Raw genomic sequence first — 16,329 nt, forward strand, 5'->3', positions numbered from 1 at the left:
GAGCGGTTTATATGATATTAGATTGTGCCATTATTGGAGGCGGGCCAGCCGGATTAAATGCAGCTCTTGTTGTGGGGCGGGGCAGAAAACAGGTCATGATATTCGATGACGAGATGCCAAGAAATCGGGTGACTCAGGAATCACATGGATTTATTACAAACGATGGAATGACACCGTTTGAGATCAGACAAGCGGGAGAAGCGGATCTTCAAAACTACCCCAATATCCAAATCAAACGAAGTAGAATTGTGGAGATACAAAATCATGAGGAAAACTTCGCATTACTGACACAAGAAGGAGAAAGATTCGGAGCGAAGAAAATCATATTGGCAACAGGACTTCAGGATATACTGCCAGAAATGAAGGGGATTCATGAAGTGTATGGAAAGACGTTGTTTAGCTGTCCTTTCTGCGATGGCTGGGAGCTGAAGGACAAGCCACTTGCCCTGATTGCAGAGAACCAGCGCGCTTTGCATATGGCGAAACTTCTTTCCAATTGGACAAACGATTTGATTGTGTTTACAAATGGACAGCAAGTGTTAGCTGAAGAGGAGAAAGCACTGCTATCAGCACATTCTATTCAAGTTATTGATGTGCCAATTGTAGCGATCCATCATGACAATGGTCAGCTACGCTCTCTTCAGCTTGTAAATGGAGAGATAGTGATAAGAGAAGGCGGATTTGTCGCAAGTGATTTCAAGCAGTCAACCCCTTTTGCTGAAAAACTAGGCTGTCAAATGACGAAAAATGGGGGCATTGAAACAGATATTCTTGGGCGTACAACCGTCAGCGGTATTTTTGCATGTGGTGATAATTTAGGCGGACCTGCTCAGCTTGTTCTTGCAGCAGCAGCTGGAAGTCAGGCAGGAATGGGCGTCATTCATGAACTTGTGCAGGAAGAGTTTCAACAAAAAACATCTCTGTAAAAAGAGATGTTCAGCGATGAGCGATTTTCCGTTTTACTAAGACGTGAGCAGTCCATTCAAAAAGTGCGTAGATGACAAAGAAGATTAGGATCCAGCTACTGACATCGACCCATACATTGTTGATATGAATGATGTTCGCCTGATCAAGTCCAGCCTGTATCCACATCGTGATCAATGCGGTGAGGAACACCTGTAAAAACCATTTTTTCAATTGGTCACACCTCCATCTCTTTCTATCATATAAGAAATGACAGTTTATTTCCAATTGAATTTCCATCAGTTTCAACGGTAAAATAAGATATAAAACCAATGGAAGGACATGAGATGAGCGATCAAACCAATCGTTTTTTAAAAAGTCATTTTCCTGATCTTGTCCTCACACCGCCTCTTTTTTATAAGTGGCCTTTTGGTCTTCGCTTTGAAGTGGCAGATTGGTCATTAGGAGAAGAATCGGTTGTATTAGAAAAAGCAGGCGATCGGGCTTTAAAAATTGTCAGATATGCTTTTGATCCAGAAGACGATATTCTACTTGTCACGGATGTTTACACGCAGCATGAACATGAACTAACGAGGCAAAAGCTCCTTGTTTATCAAAAATATGCCGACCGACAAGTGCGTCACCGATTGCGTCACGAGCGTTTGACCTATGTACAACCAAAACAAGAAGAAACAATGAAAATAGAGAGATTTACACTCAAGTGTCAGCTACAAGATATTCGATTGCGCCCGCTATTACAAGCCATATGCCAAGAGGATTTCTACAAACCGAATCAAATCTTGAAAGGAAAGCTTGGTTATGACATTTATCTCATCAATCTCTCAAAACAGATGATTTTCCACTTATATGATGATCGAGGCTGTGATCTTATTGCGACAGATCCAGAACATCTGCGTCCAGTTTATGAAGGTTTACAGCACTGGCTCTTAGACTATGACCGTGCTCAGATGGATCAGTTGTTTGCCTGGAAATAAGAAAAACCGCACTTTTGACAAGTGCGGCTTCTTTTTATGCTTCTACTTTATTGAAAAACTGTGGTAAGTAGTCTTTGTGTGCTTCTAGCATTTCATCTAGGATGCTTTTTGCAATGGCATCTGATGGGACGAGCGGATTGATGGTCATGGCGACAAGTGCAGTGTTGTAGTCGCCTGTCACGGCTGCTTCAGCGGCTACACGTTCAAAGGATTTAATTTGAGAAATAAGTCCTTTGACAGCGACCGGCATTTCACCAACAGCGATTGGTTTTGGGCCGTCTTTTGTGATGACACAGTTCAGTTCAACGGCAGAATCATTTGGAATGTCACTGATGGCGCCATTGTTGATCGTGTTTACAGGCTGAATGTCATGCTTGTCGTTATAAATGGATGCGATCAAGTTACATGCTGCATCACTGTAGTAAGCACCGCCTCGTTTTTCAAGCTGTGGTGGCTTAATATCAAGATCAGGATCTTTGTAAAGCTCGAACAGGTCATTTTCTAGTGCACGGACGACTTCTGCACGAGTTCCTTCATTTTCTGCTGCTTTCTTCTCCTCAGCCAGCATATCACTTGTTTTGTAGTAGTAGCGGTGATATGGACAAGGGATCACGCCAAGCCCTTTTAAGAAATCTGCATCCCACGGAATGGCGTGAATGTTGTTCATGGACATGGTGGAGTTTGGATCTGCCATGTCTTCGATCACTTGATCCATGATGCTTTTGCCATCTAAGAACACGTTCAGTCCAAAGACCATATGGTTTAATCCAGCAAAGCTGACTTCGACTCTGCTTGCGTCGACATCAAGTCCTTTGGCGATGCCCATGCGAATGCCGATTGGTACGTTACATAGTCCAACGACTTTGCGGTGGTTTGAATAGCGAAGTACGGCTTCTGTGACCATACCAGCTGGATTTGTGAAATTCACAAGCCAAGCATCCGGGCATAATTCTTCAATATCTTTCACAATCTCAAGAATGACAGGGATGGTGCGCAGACCCTTGAATAGACCGCCTGGACCGTTTGTTTCTTGACCAATGACATCATATTTTAAAGGAATACGTTCATCCTTCATACGTGCTTCCAGTAATCCGACGCGGAATTGTGTTGTGACGAAATCAGCGTCTACCAGTGCTTTCCGGCGATCTAAAGTTAAATGAACCTCGATTGGAAGCCCTGCTTTTTTCACCATGCGTTTTGCAAGATTTCCGACGATCTCAAGCTTTTCTTTACCTGCTTCGATATCGACGAGCCAAAGTTCGCTAATTGGAAATTCCTCGTACCGTTTAATAAATCCTTCGACAAGTTCTGGTGTATAGCTTGATCCTCCGCCGATTGTGACAACCTTTAATCCTTTTGCCATGTTCTGCACCTCCGAATAATGTAACGCACAATGTTATAATAGAGTGAATCAATCTTTTATCATTTGTTTGTACATCTATAGCTTATCGTGAGAGTACCTTGTGCGTAAACGGTTTCAGCGTCTTTAGGCAAGGGTGCCCTATTTAGAGATTTGTTACATAAAAGAAACGTGTTGTGTCATGTTGTTGGAGAAAGGGGAAGTCAGATGTTTTCAAGTGAGGTCATTTCCAGCTTTAATGAACTAGAAAGCGCTTTATACCGATACATTATGGAAAACAGTGAAAAAGTCGTCTATATGAGAATTCGTGATTTGGCAGATGCCGCACATATATCGACCTCATCTGTCCTTCGCTTTTGTCGAAAAGTGAATTGTGAAGGCTTTTCAGAATTTAAGGTGAAGCTCAAAATGTATTTAGAAGCAGAACAAACACCTTCTTTGAAAAGCACGCAGCATTTCCTGTATGAATTTATCGAACGGACACTTAAAGGAGATTTTGAGGAGAAGATTAAAGAGGCAGCGAAGCTCATTGCGGATGCAAAGAATGTGCTGTTTATTGGGACGGGCAGTTCTGGTATTTTGGCGCAGTATGGGGCAAGGTACTTTTCAAGTCTGGAGAAATTTTCGTTTTACATCAACGATCCGTTTTTCCCGATGAATATGCAGTATTTAGACAATAGTGTCACCATTGTGCTGTCGGTATCAGGAGAGAACAGTATTACGATTGATCATATTTCGAAACTTAAAAGAGAAGGCGGCACGATCATTAGTATTACTAACAATCAGCACTGTACAATTTCTCGTATTTCTGACTTAAATATTGCTTATTACGTTACAGACGAACGAGTCCATAGAGCCAACATTACTACACAGACACCCGTTGTGTATATCCTAGAAGCAATGGCGCGTGACATGTTTGCGATGTTAAAAGAAAAGTAAAAGAGCCGCTGCCTTAAACAGCGGCTCTTTTTTTCTGCATCATGAAAGTGGTGATGGCAATGCTTGAGCAGATGAGTACAAACAGTCCGCCTAACAAATACACAAATCTCGCTCCGAATGTATCCGCAATTAATCCAACAAAGAAAATAGATAAACTGACAGACATAGAAGAGAGAACGTATTGAGCCGAATACACCTTTGATAACTCATGGACTGGCGTTTCCGTTTGGAGGATGGTTTGCTGCGAAACATCCCGAATTTGATAGGCAGGCCCCATTAAAATACAAAGCAGCAATGCAAGCCATGGCAGGCTGTTTAGTGAAAATAGGATCGTCAGCACTGCATAAATAAAAGAGCCCGCTGCCATAAAGAGGAGAAGTTGTTTTTGAATAAACTGACTTAGCCATGCAGCCATGAGTCCGCCTATAATGGCACCTATATAATATGCGGCATTGATATATCCCCACCATTCCGCACCTTCATTTAAAACAAGTGTGACAAAGGCAAGCGTAACCGGTCCGACCCACAAAGCACCTGCAATATTTTCACTAACATCCATGAAAGTCAGGATGCGAACCGTTTTGTTTGTCCAAATGATCTTCCAGCCATCCTTGAAACCGTTCATCTTATTTTCTTTTTGAACCGTGTCTTCTTGCTTGAGTAGAGAAAAAACAGGGATGATCAATAGATAGGACAACACAATCATGAAACAAGAGGCCCACATTAAATAAAATGGACCAATCAACAGGACGAGCATTCCAGTAAACGAATAGCCGGCGATTTGAACAGATTGATAAAAAACGGAGGCTGTACTGTTCGCTTTCACAAGCTGATTTGCTGATACAAGCATCGGCATGATGGCCTGTAATAAAGGGCTGATGAACCCGCCTGTGATGGAAATCAAAACGAACGCACTAAACAGCCAGATCAGGTGCTGCTGAAAGAAATCAAATTGGGTCGTGAATACGACGAGCATTCCAATACGTAAAAGAGGGACCCATTTCAATAGACGCTTGGCTTGAAAGAGTTCTGTCAAAACAGGAGAGAGGAGCCCAGCCAATAGCTGACATAGTGTTCTTATGAGCGGAAATACAGCCGCATAGGCGACAGATTGTGTATCTTGATAAATAACCAATGTGACTGTCATCAAAAATAGAATATCACTTAGCATGAGAAGGCTTTTACTGCCTGTATAAAACCAAAACTTATTTCCCATATCCAACCGACTCCTTTTCAAAAACAAGTTCAGTATAGCATGTTGGCGAAGTGTGCAGAGGTTTTCCATTGAAAAATACATCTTAAGGATGAGAGGATTGTGATAAGCTAAATGAAAGAACATCGTAAGGAAAGGGGTTCAATCCATTGAAAAAATTACCAGCACATGACTTTTTGGACAAGCATGGCATCCCGTATGACATCAAAACATTTTCTGCCGACACAGAGAAGGGCGCAGCGAATGTAGCGGCTGCTCTTGGTTTTAGAGAAAGACAAATGATCAAAACATTGATCTTTGAAACAGGGGAAGGGGAGCAGCTGCTTGTGATGGTTGGTGCTGACCAGCACATCAAATCAGGGAAACTAAAGAAAGCCGCAGGCTCTCGCAATATCAAAATGGCTTCACCAGACACGGTGCTTGAAGTGACAGGCTATCGCATTGGCTCCATCCCGCCATTTTGTTGGCAGCCTGAAGGGTTCCGCACGATTATCGAAGCATCGCTATTAGAAGAAAAGATATTAGGCGTTGGAGCAGGAGAATGGGGAAATGAAATACTCATCACACCAGAACAATTAGTGAAAGCCTCAAAGGCGGTCCCATTTGATCTAGTTCAACCATCCGAATAGAAAAAGTGCCTGTTGCTGAAGCAGGCACTTTTTTAATTGGAGTCAGGTGCTATAAAGGGTCCAATGTCTTTCATTTGCAGAAAAGCATTCACCGTCCTATTTTCCTCAAGGTCATTCGCCCGTTTGCAGACCACAACAGGTCTGATAATGTCAATTCCTTCGATATACACGCGCCCAATCTCTCCACGTTCTAAGCTTCGCTGAACAGCGTCACGAGGAACAAGGGTGATGCCATAGCCAGCTTTGATCATTTGAATGGCTTCGTGGACACCACTGAATTGTAAATCAACGGTCGGTTTTTTAATTCCTTTAGCGGTAAAAAGGGAAAAAAGCTTGTCTCTCGTTGAACTGCCTTCTTCTCGCATTAAAAAAGGTTCATGGCTCAGTCGTTCTAGTGGGACGGTTGTTCCATTTAACGGGTGATCCACAGGCACGATAAAGTCATAACTTAAATCAGTCAAGTGAGAGGTGTGAAGATCTTCGTGGTGCAGATCCTCTATTACGGCGATCGCCACATCTGATTGATATTGAAGCAGGCTTTCGATCACTTGAGCGGAGTTTCCGCTTTTTAATTCAATATCTGTCTGTGGCGATGATGTTTTAAAAGAGGCAAGCCAATCAGGCAGCAAAAAGTTAAGTGGTACATAGGTAGAAGCAATTCTGAGTCTTCCTTTTTTTCCGTTTTGCAGAAGGGTAATCTGATATTCTACTTCTTTTTCCGCCTCGAATACTTGCCGGGCATATGGATACAGGATCTTCCCCATCTCCGTCAGGGTAATCCCCCGGCCGTTTCGTTTGAAAAGACGAAAACCGATCTCTCGTTCAATGCTTCGTAATTGTGCCGTCACAGCCGGCTGCGTCAAAGACAGCACGTCTGCCGTTTGTGTGACACTTTTTGTTTCGGCTACCTTTGCAAAAATACGGAGGGCATGTAAATTCATCTTTGCACCGCCTATCAATTATTTTGATGATTCAATCAAAAACATTCATTAGATTTATTATAAGGTATCCCTTATCGTAAAGGTAGCGAAGGGGGAAGAAAAAATGGATCGTCGTCAAAAGCAAGTGGTGTCAATTGCGCTCATCACAGCATTTGCCCTTATTGGGGATTCAATGCTCTATATTGTTCTCCCGGTCTATTGGAAAGAGATTGGTTTATCATCCATTTGGGAGGTGGGGTTACTGCTGTCTATCAACCGATTCATTCGTATCCCGCTAGCACCTGTCGTATGGTGGCTTTATCGATATATCCCAATGAAGACCGGTGTACTGATCGCAATTTTGATCGCGTCAGTGACCACGATATTATATGGTATGAGTGGATTTTGGCTGCTATTGATTTGCCGCTGTGCATGGGGTCTCGCTTGGACGTTACTCCGTATGAGTGGGATGAGGGTCTTGGCTGAAATAGACGAAGGCTCACAAGGACATTTGACGGGTCTTTATAATGGGCTTTACCGGCTTGGCAGTTTATTTGGCATGTTATTTGGGGGAATCCTTGCCAGCTTGATCGGTTTTCAGTCCATGACGCTTGTCTTTGGCTTACTCACATTAATGGGCTGCATTTTTTATGTATCGTTGGATGAAATTGAAAAGAGAGAAGGCACGCAGGTGTATCATGGCATCAAACAGAAGTGGTTTACACGAGATGTGGTAAAAGTACTGATAACAGGCATGCTGATCGCACTGATCATCCAAGGTTTATTCGCATCCACGCTGAGTCATGTCATTGAAGCAAAGATTGACCAAGATGAATTGACTCTGTTTGGCTTTGTCATCGGAGCTTCGGCTTTAAGCGGTGTTATTCAAGCACTCAGGTGGGGATGGGAACCATTTCTCGCACCGAGAACGGGCAAATGGTTTGATCGTCTTGTGATGAAGGAACGAATGTTATGCTGGATGTTTCTTTCATTTGGAGGTCTCAGTTTTCTTGTGATCATGCTGAAGGTAAGCGGCTGGTTCCTATTGATGCTGCTTTTGATGCAACTAATGGCAACAATTGTCACAACGTTCACCGATACACTTGCCTTTCAAAAAGCTTCTGCTCAAACAGATAAGAACCGCTTTCTCGCCAGTTATTCTTTTGTTCAAGATATGGGGGCTGCTTTAGGACCTTTGTGTGGGTATACGTTGATCCAGTTTTTCGGAACAAACAGCGTCTTTTGGCTGATGCTTATCATAAGTTTCATGCTCGTCAGCATGTGGATAAGAAGCGGGCAGCATGTTTCTTCTAGTGCAGTGTAAGAAATAAAGCGTTATATAAAAAACTGCCTCATGCAGCTAATCGCAGGAGGCAGTCATATTCTCTTATTCTAAGTCTGAATCATAGGCTTTTTGCGTCAGCTGGCTGACGACCTCTTTCAAGCCATTGGGTTTATGGAATTCAACAGGTGTGCTTCCTTTTTCAAATACAATTTGATCTGCTTCAACGAGCACGACATATCGATTGTTGACCTTTGCGATATGAATCGAGTGGCCGAAGTCGGCTAAAAGTCCTTTAATTTCTGTTTCGCCTAGACGCATCTTCATCGTGATATCAGGGGTTTGTTCAACAATGTGTGAAGCGGCTAGCGTGACCTGTTCTGTATCGAGTGTTTCTCGAATCTCCCGTTTTTCACTTGCTTCCCATATTTCAAGGTCCTCTTCAAATTGTTTTAATTCTTCACTTTCATCCTGAAATGTTTCAAATACATGTTCCTGCACCATATTCATGACCTGTGATTTCATGATTTCAGGCATCGATTCCCCGTATTCGACGAATTTTAGAAAGTCTTCAAAATAACGAGCGTGTGAGGATTGATGAATTTTCACTTCGGCTTCCTCTGTCATGCCCTCTTCTGGCATGAACGGGTATTGAATCGATTTCATGTTTTTTGTTGTAATCGCCATTTCTACTTTTTTGATCAAGGTAGATGTATCAGCAATAGAAGCGACTTTCTGTTCAAAATCGCATTTCATGATAAAGACAAAAGAGTCATCGAAATATTTTTTAGGAACCGCAGATGCAACCAAAAACACGCCGCCTCTGACAGCACTTGTATCTAAATAGGTGCGAACAAATTGTTCACTGCATTCGTTAAATACTTCTTTTGTATCTGCAAATCTCGTCTGATGAAATAAATTGTAGTTTGGATTTGAATCGAGTTCATGCCCGGGTTCGACAATAAATCGGCCAATTTTAGTAGGTACTTGCTCAGACTTAGGGTGTCTGTCCACTTTTCGTTTGACGATTTTTTTAAGCTCACCGTCTAGAAAGTCTTTCAGCTCACTTTGTTCAAATTCCTCTTGGTCTAATGTTTGGTAATGTTTAAACCGTTTATTTGCTTGTTCTTCTTTGCCTTCTATTTCAACCACATAGAATGATAGAAATCGTATCGTAAAATCCACTGATTGGTCACCACTTTTTCTTCTTTGGATATGTTGAGTATAGAAAAAGGAGTGAAAATCGTCAACGAATGGAGAAATATCGTGTCATTATTTCCCGAGAAATGTTTCGTGAAAAACGCTTGATAATAATTATCATTCTTGATAGAATGATAAAAGAAAAGAAGGAACCTGCCAGTTCCTTCATCTCAGAAAATCATGTATTATTTTGTTTCAAATGTTTCGCAATCCGTTTCAGCATTGCGAGTCACGTCAGTCATTGTGCTTTTACCAATTTTAATGGTAGAAGCTGTACAGCTGTTGTCAGCCCAAAAACGGCAAGAGTTCACTTCACAAAGTACATTTTGTGCCATGGGAATTCACCTCCGTGATTCATATTAAGAATGAAGCAAGCTGCCACTTGAGTTCATTCAATCTAGTAGTCTCTTTATCGAAAGAGGCTGTTTGTGCTGTATATGCACATGTTTATCATACCATCTACCCTGAAAATATACAATTTAAACTTTGAAAGAGCGAGAATGCAAATCTCGCTCTTTTTTGTTTGTAAAAATAGTTAAATGCTAGGTGGCACCCTCTCTTATTCCGACATATGAATAGAGTAGATTCAAAACCTGATGTCGGACAAAGTATAAGGGTACATGTACTGATTTTCCGCATGAAGATAGGGTTTTCAATCAAAAATTTTCATAGAGAGATGAGGGGAGAAGATGAAAGCAGTCATTCTCTGCGGAGGAAAGGGAACGAGAATGAGTGAGGTCACACAAGCGCTTCCTAAACCACTTGCTATGATCGGAGACCGGCCTATTCTATGGCATATTATGAAAATCTATCAGTATTACGGTGTAGACGAGTTTATCTTATTGCTTGGATATAAAGGAGAGAAAATCAAAGAGTATTTTCTCAACTACGACTGGCGGCATCACAGCATGCAGCTGGATATGTCGACAGGGGAAATGAAGCTTTTAGGTAATTCGGAGAACTGGAAAATCACTTTTTTAGATACGGGTGAGGATACAATGACAGGCGGGCGGTTAAAGCAGGTACAGGATTATATTGGTGATGAGACATTTATGATGACTTACGGGGACGGACTTGCCAATATCAATATGTTTCATTTGCTCAAGCGCCATCAAGAGCTTGGAGCAGCTGCCACTGTCACAGGAATTGAAAAGAAATCACAGTACGGCACGCTGAAGGTGTATAACGGGATGGCACAATCCTTCTCTGAGAAGACAGACAGTATCGGGATGATCAATGGAGGATTTTTTGTGTTGTCTCCAAAGGTTTTTGATTATTTAACAGATGATGATCAATGTGTGTTCGAAGCAGAGCCTCTTCAGAACTTGGCGAATGATGGAGAGCTAGCAGTCTATGAGCACCACGGATTTTGGACAGCAATTGATACGTATAAAAACTTGAAAGAAATCAACGGCATGTGGGCAGATGGAAAACAACCATGGAAGGTTTGGTGACAGCATGAGCGGATTTTGGAATGGGAAAAACGTATTTGTGACCGGGTGTACGGGATTGTTAGGGAGTTACCTCGTCAAGGAATTGATTGATCAAGGAGCAAACGTAACAGGGCTTGTACGTGATCAGGTGCCAAGATCGAACTTATATCAAGGTAGTCAATTTGAAAAGATGAATGTCGTCCAAGGCGCACTGGAGGACATGCAAACGATAGAACGTGCGTTAGGAGAATATGAGATTGATACAGTCTTTCATTTGGCCGCCCAAGCGATTGTTGGGGTCGCAAATCGTCACCCAGTTTCTACATTTGAAGCCAATATTTTAGGAACATGGAATGTGCTGGAGGCATGCAGAAGGCAGCCGCTTATCAAACGAGTGATTGTGGCATCGAGTGATAAAGCATACGGGGATCAAGAACAGCTTCCTTATGATGAAGACATGCCGCTTAACGGCAAGCACCCATATGATGTGTCAAAAAGCTGTGCAGATTTAATTTCTCACACGTACTACAACACATATGGTCTTCCGGTTTGTATTACGCGCTGCGGTAATTTATATGGAGGCGGGGATTTGAATTTTAACCGAATCATTCCGCAAACCATCCAGCTGGTGTTAGAGGGAAAGGCGCCAGAAATTAGAAGTGACGGAACCTTTATCCGTGATTATTTCTATATTGAAGATGCGGTCAAGGCTTATTTACTGCTAGCTGAAAAAATGGAGGAAAAAGGGCTTGCAGGAGAAGCATTTAACTTTAGTAATGAAATTCAGCTGACTGTGCTTGAGCTCGTTGATAAAATCTTAAAGGCGATGGGCAGTGAACTAAAACCTCGTATTTTGAATCAAGGAACGCATGAGATTAAGCATCAATATTTATCAGCAGAAAAGGCGAGAAAGCTGCTTGATTGGAAGCCTGATTACTCCATTGATGAAGGGTTAGAAAAGACAATTGAATGGTACCGCGAATTCTTTCAAAAATAGAGGTGTATACAGATGAACAGCATATATTGTACGGTTCTATCAAGTGGAAGACTTTATCAAGCCATTGCGTTTTTCTTATCGTTGAAGCAAGTAGAAGATGATGCTGTCATCAAGACGTTATGTATGGATGATGCTGCATTTGGTTTGCTTCATCAAATGAATTTCCCGCATGTCGATCTTGTTCATGTACGAGATCTTGAAACGCCTGAGCTTCTAGAGATCAAAAAGGAACGAAATGATTCGGAATATTGCTGGACATTAAAACCGATTTGGATTGAGTGGCTATTTAAGCAGGACCAGGCGGAGGAAGTGACGTATCTAGATGCGGATTTGTTCTTTTATGAGAGTCCACAAGTGATTTTTCAAAACCAGCCTGATGCCTCTGTGCTTCTATCAAGAGGGGATATTGTCATTCCAAGCTTTGATCCAGAGGAAGTGAAGATGCTTCAGAAACTTTTAGGGCGCTATAATTCAGGATTCCTGCATTTTAAAGGAGATGAAGCCGGCCGGAAGTGCCTGAGCTGGTGGAAAGAAGAATGTCTAAAAGAATGCAAAAATGCGCCTGGAGAAGGGAAATTTGGGGATCAAGGGTATTTGGACCATATGCCGGTGCTGTTTGAAAAAGTAGAAGATATTCAAACAAAGGGTGTGAATATTGGTCACTGGAATTATGGCCAGCATTCTTATCAGGAAGAGAATGGACGTATTTTGCTTGAGGATGGAAGCCCACTCATTTGCTATCATTTCAGTGGTTTTCGGATCTTAAGCAAAGATGATATGCAGCAAATCCATGAAAAAGGAAGAGATGACTTGCCATTTTTCCAAGAAGCCTATCGGGAAGTGCTGCGTCATGTGATTGAATCGGTAGAACAAGTCAATCCGATGTTTAACGGCTATGCCAAACTGGAGGAGGATGGCGCATGAATGAAAAGCCGAAGGTGAGCGTCATTATTCCGAGTTATAATGCGAAAGAGCGTTTAGAAGGGAGCCTCTTTTCCTTAACGCTTCAGGAAACCGATATTCCATTTGAGGTCATTGTTGCTGATAATGGGTCAACAGACGGCACGATGGAAATGCTCGAAAACATTGAGGTGAACTTTCCATTCAAAAAGGTGCGTATTCCTGTCAATCAAGGAATTGCCAAGGGGCGCAATCATGCCATTCGTGAGGCAGAGGGAGACCTCTTAATATTCCATGACAGCGATATGTTGGCAGAGCCCCAATTTATTCAAAAGCACGCAGAGGCACATGCTGATCATGAGGATCGTGTCATTTGTGGTGTTTGCTGGAAGCGAATCTACCGTTATTTTTACACCGGTTTTGATCAAGATCATGTGAAACGATTAAAAAAACAAGGGCTGTATCAGCGGAAAATGAAAGACAAAACGTCTCTTGTGTCGATGGAGGAAGTGAAAAGCGGCGCATTTCTAGAGAGAAGCTTCGACTTGCAGTCCGAATTTATTGATATCCTGAAAGACATTTTAAGCACGTATGACTATGATTTAAGTTCTTATCAATTGCCGTGGCGATTTTTTATCACAAATAACTCTTCCGTCAAGCGAAAGCATGTCATGGAACTAGGGATGTTTGATGAAAAAATCGTTCGATACGGGTTTGAGGATTATGATTTAGGCATTCGTCTGCATCAGCTTGGCCTCTCATTTGAGCTGCGTGAGGATATTTTAAGTGTGCATCAGGAACATCCAAGTAATTTAACGTCATTCGATGACATCAAATATAACATTTTGTATATGTGCGAGAAGTACAACAATATTGATTCGATTGATGTTCATTTGGCTTTCTCTGGACCATTTTCTCATACCGTGACAAATGATATCGTGAAAGACATTCGCCAGCTGCGTAAGAATGAAGCATATGATGATCTGCTCGCTTATTTTTTGGAGCTGCTTCATATGATCACAGAGCGGAATGTGGGCATTAAACGTGATCAAAAGGACGTGCTGACGGCAAAGCATTTCCCTTTGAAAAAGCTGTCAGAGGCGGCCCAACTTGCCAAGCAGGAACATGGATGCACGGTGCTGGCAGAGGCCATTCAAGGGCTCACAAAAGAGCTACTGCATGTTGACTTGTTCCAAGTGGATGTGTTGTAGATGGCATCCTATCATTTCACAACCATTGTGTCCAATACCCATGTATTTAAGCTGCTGGCGCTGATTCATTCACTTGAGCAGACGGCTCAATCATACAAACTTTCTGTCTTATGTGCTGATCCTTTGGCTTACAAGGTGTTAAGTCAGTTTCCTCATCCACATGTCCAATATGAACAGCTTGAAGATGTGGAAGATGATTCGCTGCGAAAAGCAAAGGCGGATCGTACGTTCCACGAGTATTGCTGGACGCTTAAGCCTGCGTTTCTACTCAAAATTCTTGAGTCCTCTGATGCAGATTATCTCGCTCATTTGGATACAGATTTGTATTTTTATCATGATCCAGAGGCGATATTTGCAGAAAATCCACTCGCTCATGTATTTTTGACAGATCATATGAATTCCAAGCGATTCTATCACTTTTATGAATTATCCGGCCGTTTTAATACTGGGTTTGTAGGCTGTCGAAACACAGATGTGGCCAAACGGGCTGTGACGCAGTGGAAAGAGAACTGCATTGCGCACTGTACAGTAGAAATGGATACGGAAAAAAAGACATATGGTGATCAGCGGTATGTTGAAAGATGGGTCGATGATTTTGAGGGTGTCCATGTGGTGGCATCTAAAGGTGCCAATGCAGCGATTTGGAATATTGAAAACTATAAGCTCTCCGTTGTGAAAGGAGATATGTATCTCGACGAATGTCCACTGCTGTTCTATCATTTTTCTGCCTTTACGATCATTGATGAAAATACCTTTAATCTGAATTGGTATTACTATATGACAGAACACACTCTTGTGGATCATTTGTATATTCCGTATGCTGATTTGATTCATCTGAAAATTAAACAGGTGCAAAAGGTCTTTCCAGACTTTCAGCAGGGGTTTATTGCAAAGAAGCATGTTCCTGACACACATTTTTATAAGATATGAAAAAACCGCTCATTTATTGAGCGGTTTTTACCTTTTATGATTCATTCCATTTCGCTATGGTCTGATCGCTTGGCAGTAAGAAGGCTAGGATGCCTAATATCGGTAAAAAGGCGACACCAATCATGGTAGGTGTTAAACCGACTGCATCAATTAATGAGCCGAGGGCAACGGATCCAATCGCTCCCATACCAAACGCAAGCCCAACAGTTAAACCAGACATTGTACCAATTTTCCCGGGAAATAGTTCTTGGGCATAGACCACGGTGACAGAGAAGCTTGAGGTCAGAATGATCCCAATGAGTCCAAGTAAAACATAAGCAAAAACTGGTCCGGCAAATGGGAGAAGCAGGGCAAGCGGAAAGGATGCTAATAAAGAAATTAAAATGACGGTTTTCTTGCCGAAGCGGTCTGCAAGCGGCCCGCCTAAAAATGTCCCAATCGCACCCAATATAAGAAATAAGAAAATATAAGTTTGTGATTCTTTAATCGTCAAACCATATTGTTCAATCGCATAAAACGCATAGAAATTCGAGATCGCATTTCCATACCAAGAACGCGCGAAAATAAGAAAGACGATAATGCCAAGTGCTGTGAGCGCTGACTTGCGGTGAAGTTCAGATCTTGCTGCTTTTGCAGGCGCTTTTTTCGCTTGTGCTCGAATGGTTTGAAGTCTTCCTGCGTACCATCTTGAAATATAAAGAAGGAAACCGACAGCAATCATTCCAACAATCGTAAACCAAGCCACACCTGGCTGACCGAGAGGGACGAGCATTAATGCAGCGATTAGCGGAGCAAAGGCTTGACCTGTATTTCCGCCGACTTGATAGATGGATTGAGCAAGACCCCGTCTAGGACCAGCTGCCATGTTGGCAACCCGTGAGCCCTCTGGATGGAAAATCGCAGAGCCGAGTCCAATAAAGACGACGCACAGTAGGATGGTCGCAAATGATGGTGCAAACGCAAGGCCGAGAATGCCGACAGCACTTGAAAATAATGCGATAGGCAGTGCATAGGGCATCGGCCGTTTATCTGTGTACCACCCGATCGCAGGCTGCATGACAGAGGAGACCATATTTAATGTAAAGGCGATTAGCCCTAATTGAGTAAAGGTCAGCCCCATTGAGCGTTCTAAAATAGGGAACATGGCAGGAATCACGGCTTGCAATGTGTCGTTGAGCATATGGCAAATACCAATAATCAATAAAATAGGATAAACCGTTGAACCGGTGACCGCTTTTTGAGGTTTATTCTTTGTTTGAGCAGCAATAGCCAATGAGACTTCCTCCTTTCATTCAACTTGTTTCTTTTTTTCATTCTCCTCATTTTATTCATAAGGTGAACTATAAAACAATAGCAAATTGTCATGATTTAGAAAAAAAGAGACACATGCGCTTGATGGAGCGTGTGTCTCTTAAGG

Annotated in this window: 17 protein-coding genes; 10 read left to right on the top strand and 7 right to left on the bottom strand. The window is 42.3% G+C overall.

Annotated features, from left to right (window positions below):
- Nucleotides 1-11 precede the first annotated feature (11 nt).
- Entirely contained in the window at nt 12-926 is a 915-nt protein-coding gene (locus NSQ17_RS03550; RefSeq protein ID WP_274660848.1) for an NAD(P)/FAD-dependent oxidoreductase, read from the top strand.
- A gap of 10 nt (nt 927-936) precedes the next feature.
- Here NSQ17_RS03550 and NSQ17_RS03555 read toward each other — a convergent pair whose 3' ends face one another.
- Entirely contained in the window at nt 937-1,137 is a 201-nt protein-coding gene (locus NSQ17_RS03555; RefSeq protein ID WP_024718613.1) for a hypothetical protein, read from the bottom strand.
- 113 nt (nt 1,138-1,250) lie between these two features.
- On the opposite strand from NSQ17_RS03555, the gene NSQ17_RS03560 reads away from it, so the two are divergent.
- Nucleotides 1,251-1,898, top strand: a complete 648-nt coding sequence (locus tag NSQ17_RS03560; protein ID WP_274660847.1) for a DUF3885 domain-containing protein — start codon at nt 1,251-1,253, stop codon at nt 1,896-1,898.
- A gap of 34 nt (nt 1,899-1,932) precedes the next feature.
- On the opposite strand, the gene NSQ17_RS03565 is transcribed toward NSQ17_RS03560, so the two are convergent.
- Nucleotides 1,933-3,261 (bottom strand): 6-phospho-beta-glucosidase, encoded by a 1,329-nt coding sequence (locus NSQ17_RS03565; protein ID WP_039168556.1) that lies wholly within the window; start codon nt 3,259-3,261, stop codon nt 1,933-1,935.
- A 204-nt stretch (nt 3,262-3,465) separates the two neighbouring features.
- Here NSQ17_RS03565 and NSQ17_RS03570 point away from each other — a divergent pair, with 204 nt between their 5' ends.
- On the top strand, nt 3,466-4,197 hold the full coding sequence (locus NSQ17_RS03570; RefSeq protein ID WP_342467857.1) for a MurR/RpiR family transcriptional regulator: 732 nt from the start codon (nt 3,466-3,468) through the stop codon (nt 4,195-4,197).
- Nucleotides 4,198-4,210: 13 nt separating this feature from the next.
- Here NSQ17_RS03570 and NSQ17_RS03575 read toward each other — a convergent pair whose 3' ends face one another.
- Entirely contained in the window at nt 4,211-5,413 is a 1,203-nt protein-coding gene (locus tag NSQ17_RS03575; RefSeq protein ID WP_342467858.1) for an MFS transporter, read from the bottom strand.
- A 146-nt stretch (nt 5,414-5,559) separates the two neighbouring features.
- Between NSQ17_RS03575 and NSQ17_RS03580 the strand changes: the two genes are divergently transcribed.
- Entirely contained in the window at nt 5,560-6,039 is a 480-nt protein-coding gene (locus NSQ17_RS03580) for a YbaK/EbsC family protein (protein WP_024718610.1), read from the top strand.
- A gap of 32 nt (nt 6,040-6,071) precedes the next feature.
- On the opposite strand, the gene NSQ17_RS03585 is transcribed toward NSQ17_RS03580, so the two are convergent.
- The gene (locus NSQ17_RS03585; RefSeq protein ID WP_058336478.1) at nt 6,072-6,980 is read right to left on the bottom strand and encodes a LysR family transcriptional regulator; all 909 of its coding nucleotides are present in this window, start codon (nt 6,978-6,980) and stop codon (nt 6,072-6,074) included.
- Nucleotides 6,981-7,083: 103 nt separating this feature from the next.
- Between NSQ17_RS03585 and NSQ17_RS03590 the strand changes: the two genes are divergently transcribed.
- On the top strand, nt 7,084-8,283 hold the full coding sequence (locus NSQ17_RS03590; RefSeq protein WP_335350706.1) for an MFS transporter: 1,200 nt from the start codon (nt 7,084-7,086) through the stop codon (nt 8,281-8,283).
- 63 nt (nt 8,284-8,346) lie between these two features.
- Here the strand turns inward: NSQ17_RS03590 and NSQ17_RS03595 are convergent, their stop codons facing one another.
- Complete coding sequence (locus NSQ17_RS03595; RefSeq protein WP_017360425.1) at nt 8,347-9,426, bottom strand: DUF3900 domain-containing protein; 1,080 nt, start codon at nt 9,424-9,426, stop codon at nt 8,347-8,349.
- A 200-nt stretch (nt 9,427-9,626) separates the two neighbouring features.
- Nucleotides 9,627-9,776: a DUF1540 domain-containing protein gene (locus tag NSQ17_RS03600; protein WP_008344201.1), complete on the bottom strand. Its 150-nt coding sequence runs from the start codon at nt 9,774-9,776 to the stop codon at nt 9,627-9,629.
- Nucleotides 9,777-10,130: 354 nt separating this feature from the next.
- Between NSQ17_RS03600 and rfbF the strand changes: the two genes are divergently transcribed.
- Genes rfbF through NSQ17_RS03625 form a run of 5 tightly spaced genes read left to right on the top strand, consistent with a single transcriptional unit; the run spans nt 10,131 to nt 14,912 of the window.
- Nucleotides 10,131-10,895: a glucose-1-phosphate cytidylyltransferase gene (gene rfbF, locus NSQ17_RS03605; protein WP_024718606.1), complete on the top strand. Its 765-nt coding sequence runs from the start codon at nt 10,131-10,133 to the stop codon at nt 10,893-10,895.
- A 4-nt stretch (nt 10,896-10,899) separates the two neighbouring features.
- A complete protein-coding gene (locus tag NSQ17_RS03610) occupies nt 10,900-11,871 on the top strand; it encodes a GDP-mannose 4,6-dehydratase (protein WP_025092661.1) in 972 nt (323 codons plus the stop codon).
- A gap of 12 nt (nt 11,872-11,883) precedes the next feature.
- Nucleotides 11,884-12,795 (top strand): putative nucleotide-diphospho-sugar transferase, encoded by a 912-nt coding sequence (locus NSQ17_RS03615; RefSeq protein WP_268363744.1) that lies wholly within the window; start codon nt 11,884-11,886, stop codon nt 12,793-12,795.
- Nucleotides 12,792-13,982: a glycosyltransferase family 2 protein gene (locus NSQ17_RS03620; protein ID WP_217967452.1), complete on the top strand. Its 1,191-nt coding sequence runs from the start codon at nt 12,792-12,794 to the stop codon at nt 13,980-13,982. Before NSQ17_RS03615 ends, NSQ17_RS03620 begins: the two co-directional genes overlap by 4 nt.
- Nucleotides 13,983-14,912, top strand: coding sequence for a putative nucleotide-diphospho-sugar transferase (locus NSQ17_RS03625; RefSeq protein ID WP_047946786.1), 930 nt, complete (start codon nt 13,983-13,985; stop codon nt 14,910-14,912).
- A 34-nt stretch (nt 14,913-14,946) separates the two neighbouring features.
- On the opposite strand, the gene NSQ17_RS03630 is transcribed toward NSQ17_RS03625, so the two are convergent.
- Complete coding sequence (locus tag NSQ17_RS03630) at nt 14,947-16,185, bottom strand: MFS transporter (RefSeq protein WP_144740868.1); 1,239 nt, start codon at nt 16,183-16,185, stop codon at nt 14,947-14,949.
- Between the last annotated feature and the right edge of the window lie 144 nt (nt 16,186-16,329).

Origin of the sequence: Bacillus sp. FSL W8-0629, from assembly GCF_038593225.1 — a bacterium.
In the GTDB taxonomy this organism is placed as follows: domain Bacteria; phylum Bacillota; class Bacilli; order Bacillales; family Bacillaceae; genus Bacillus; species Bacillus altitudinis.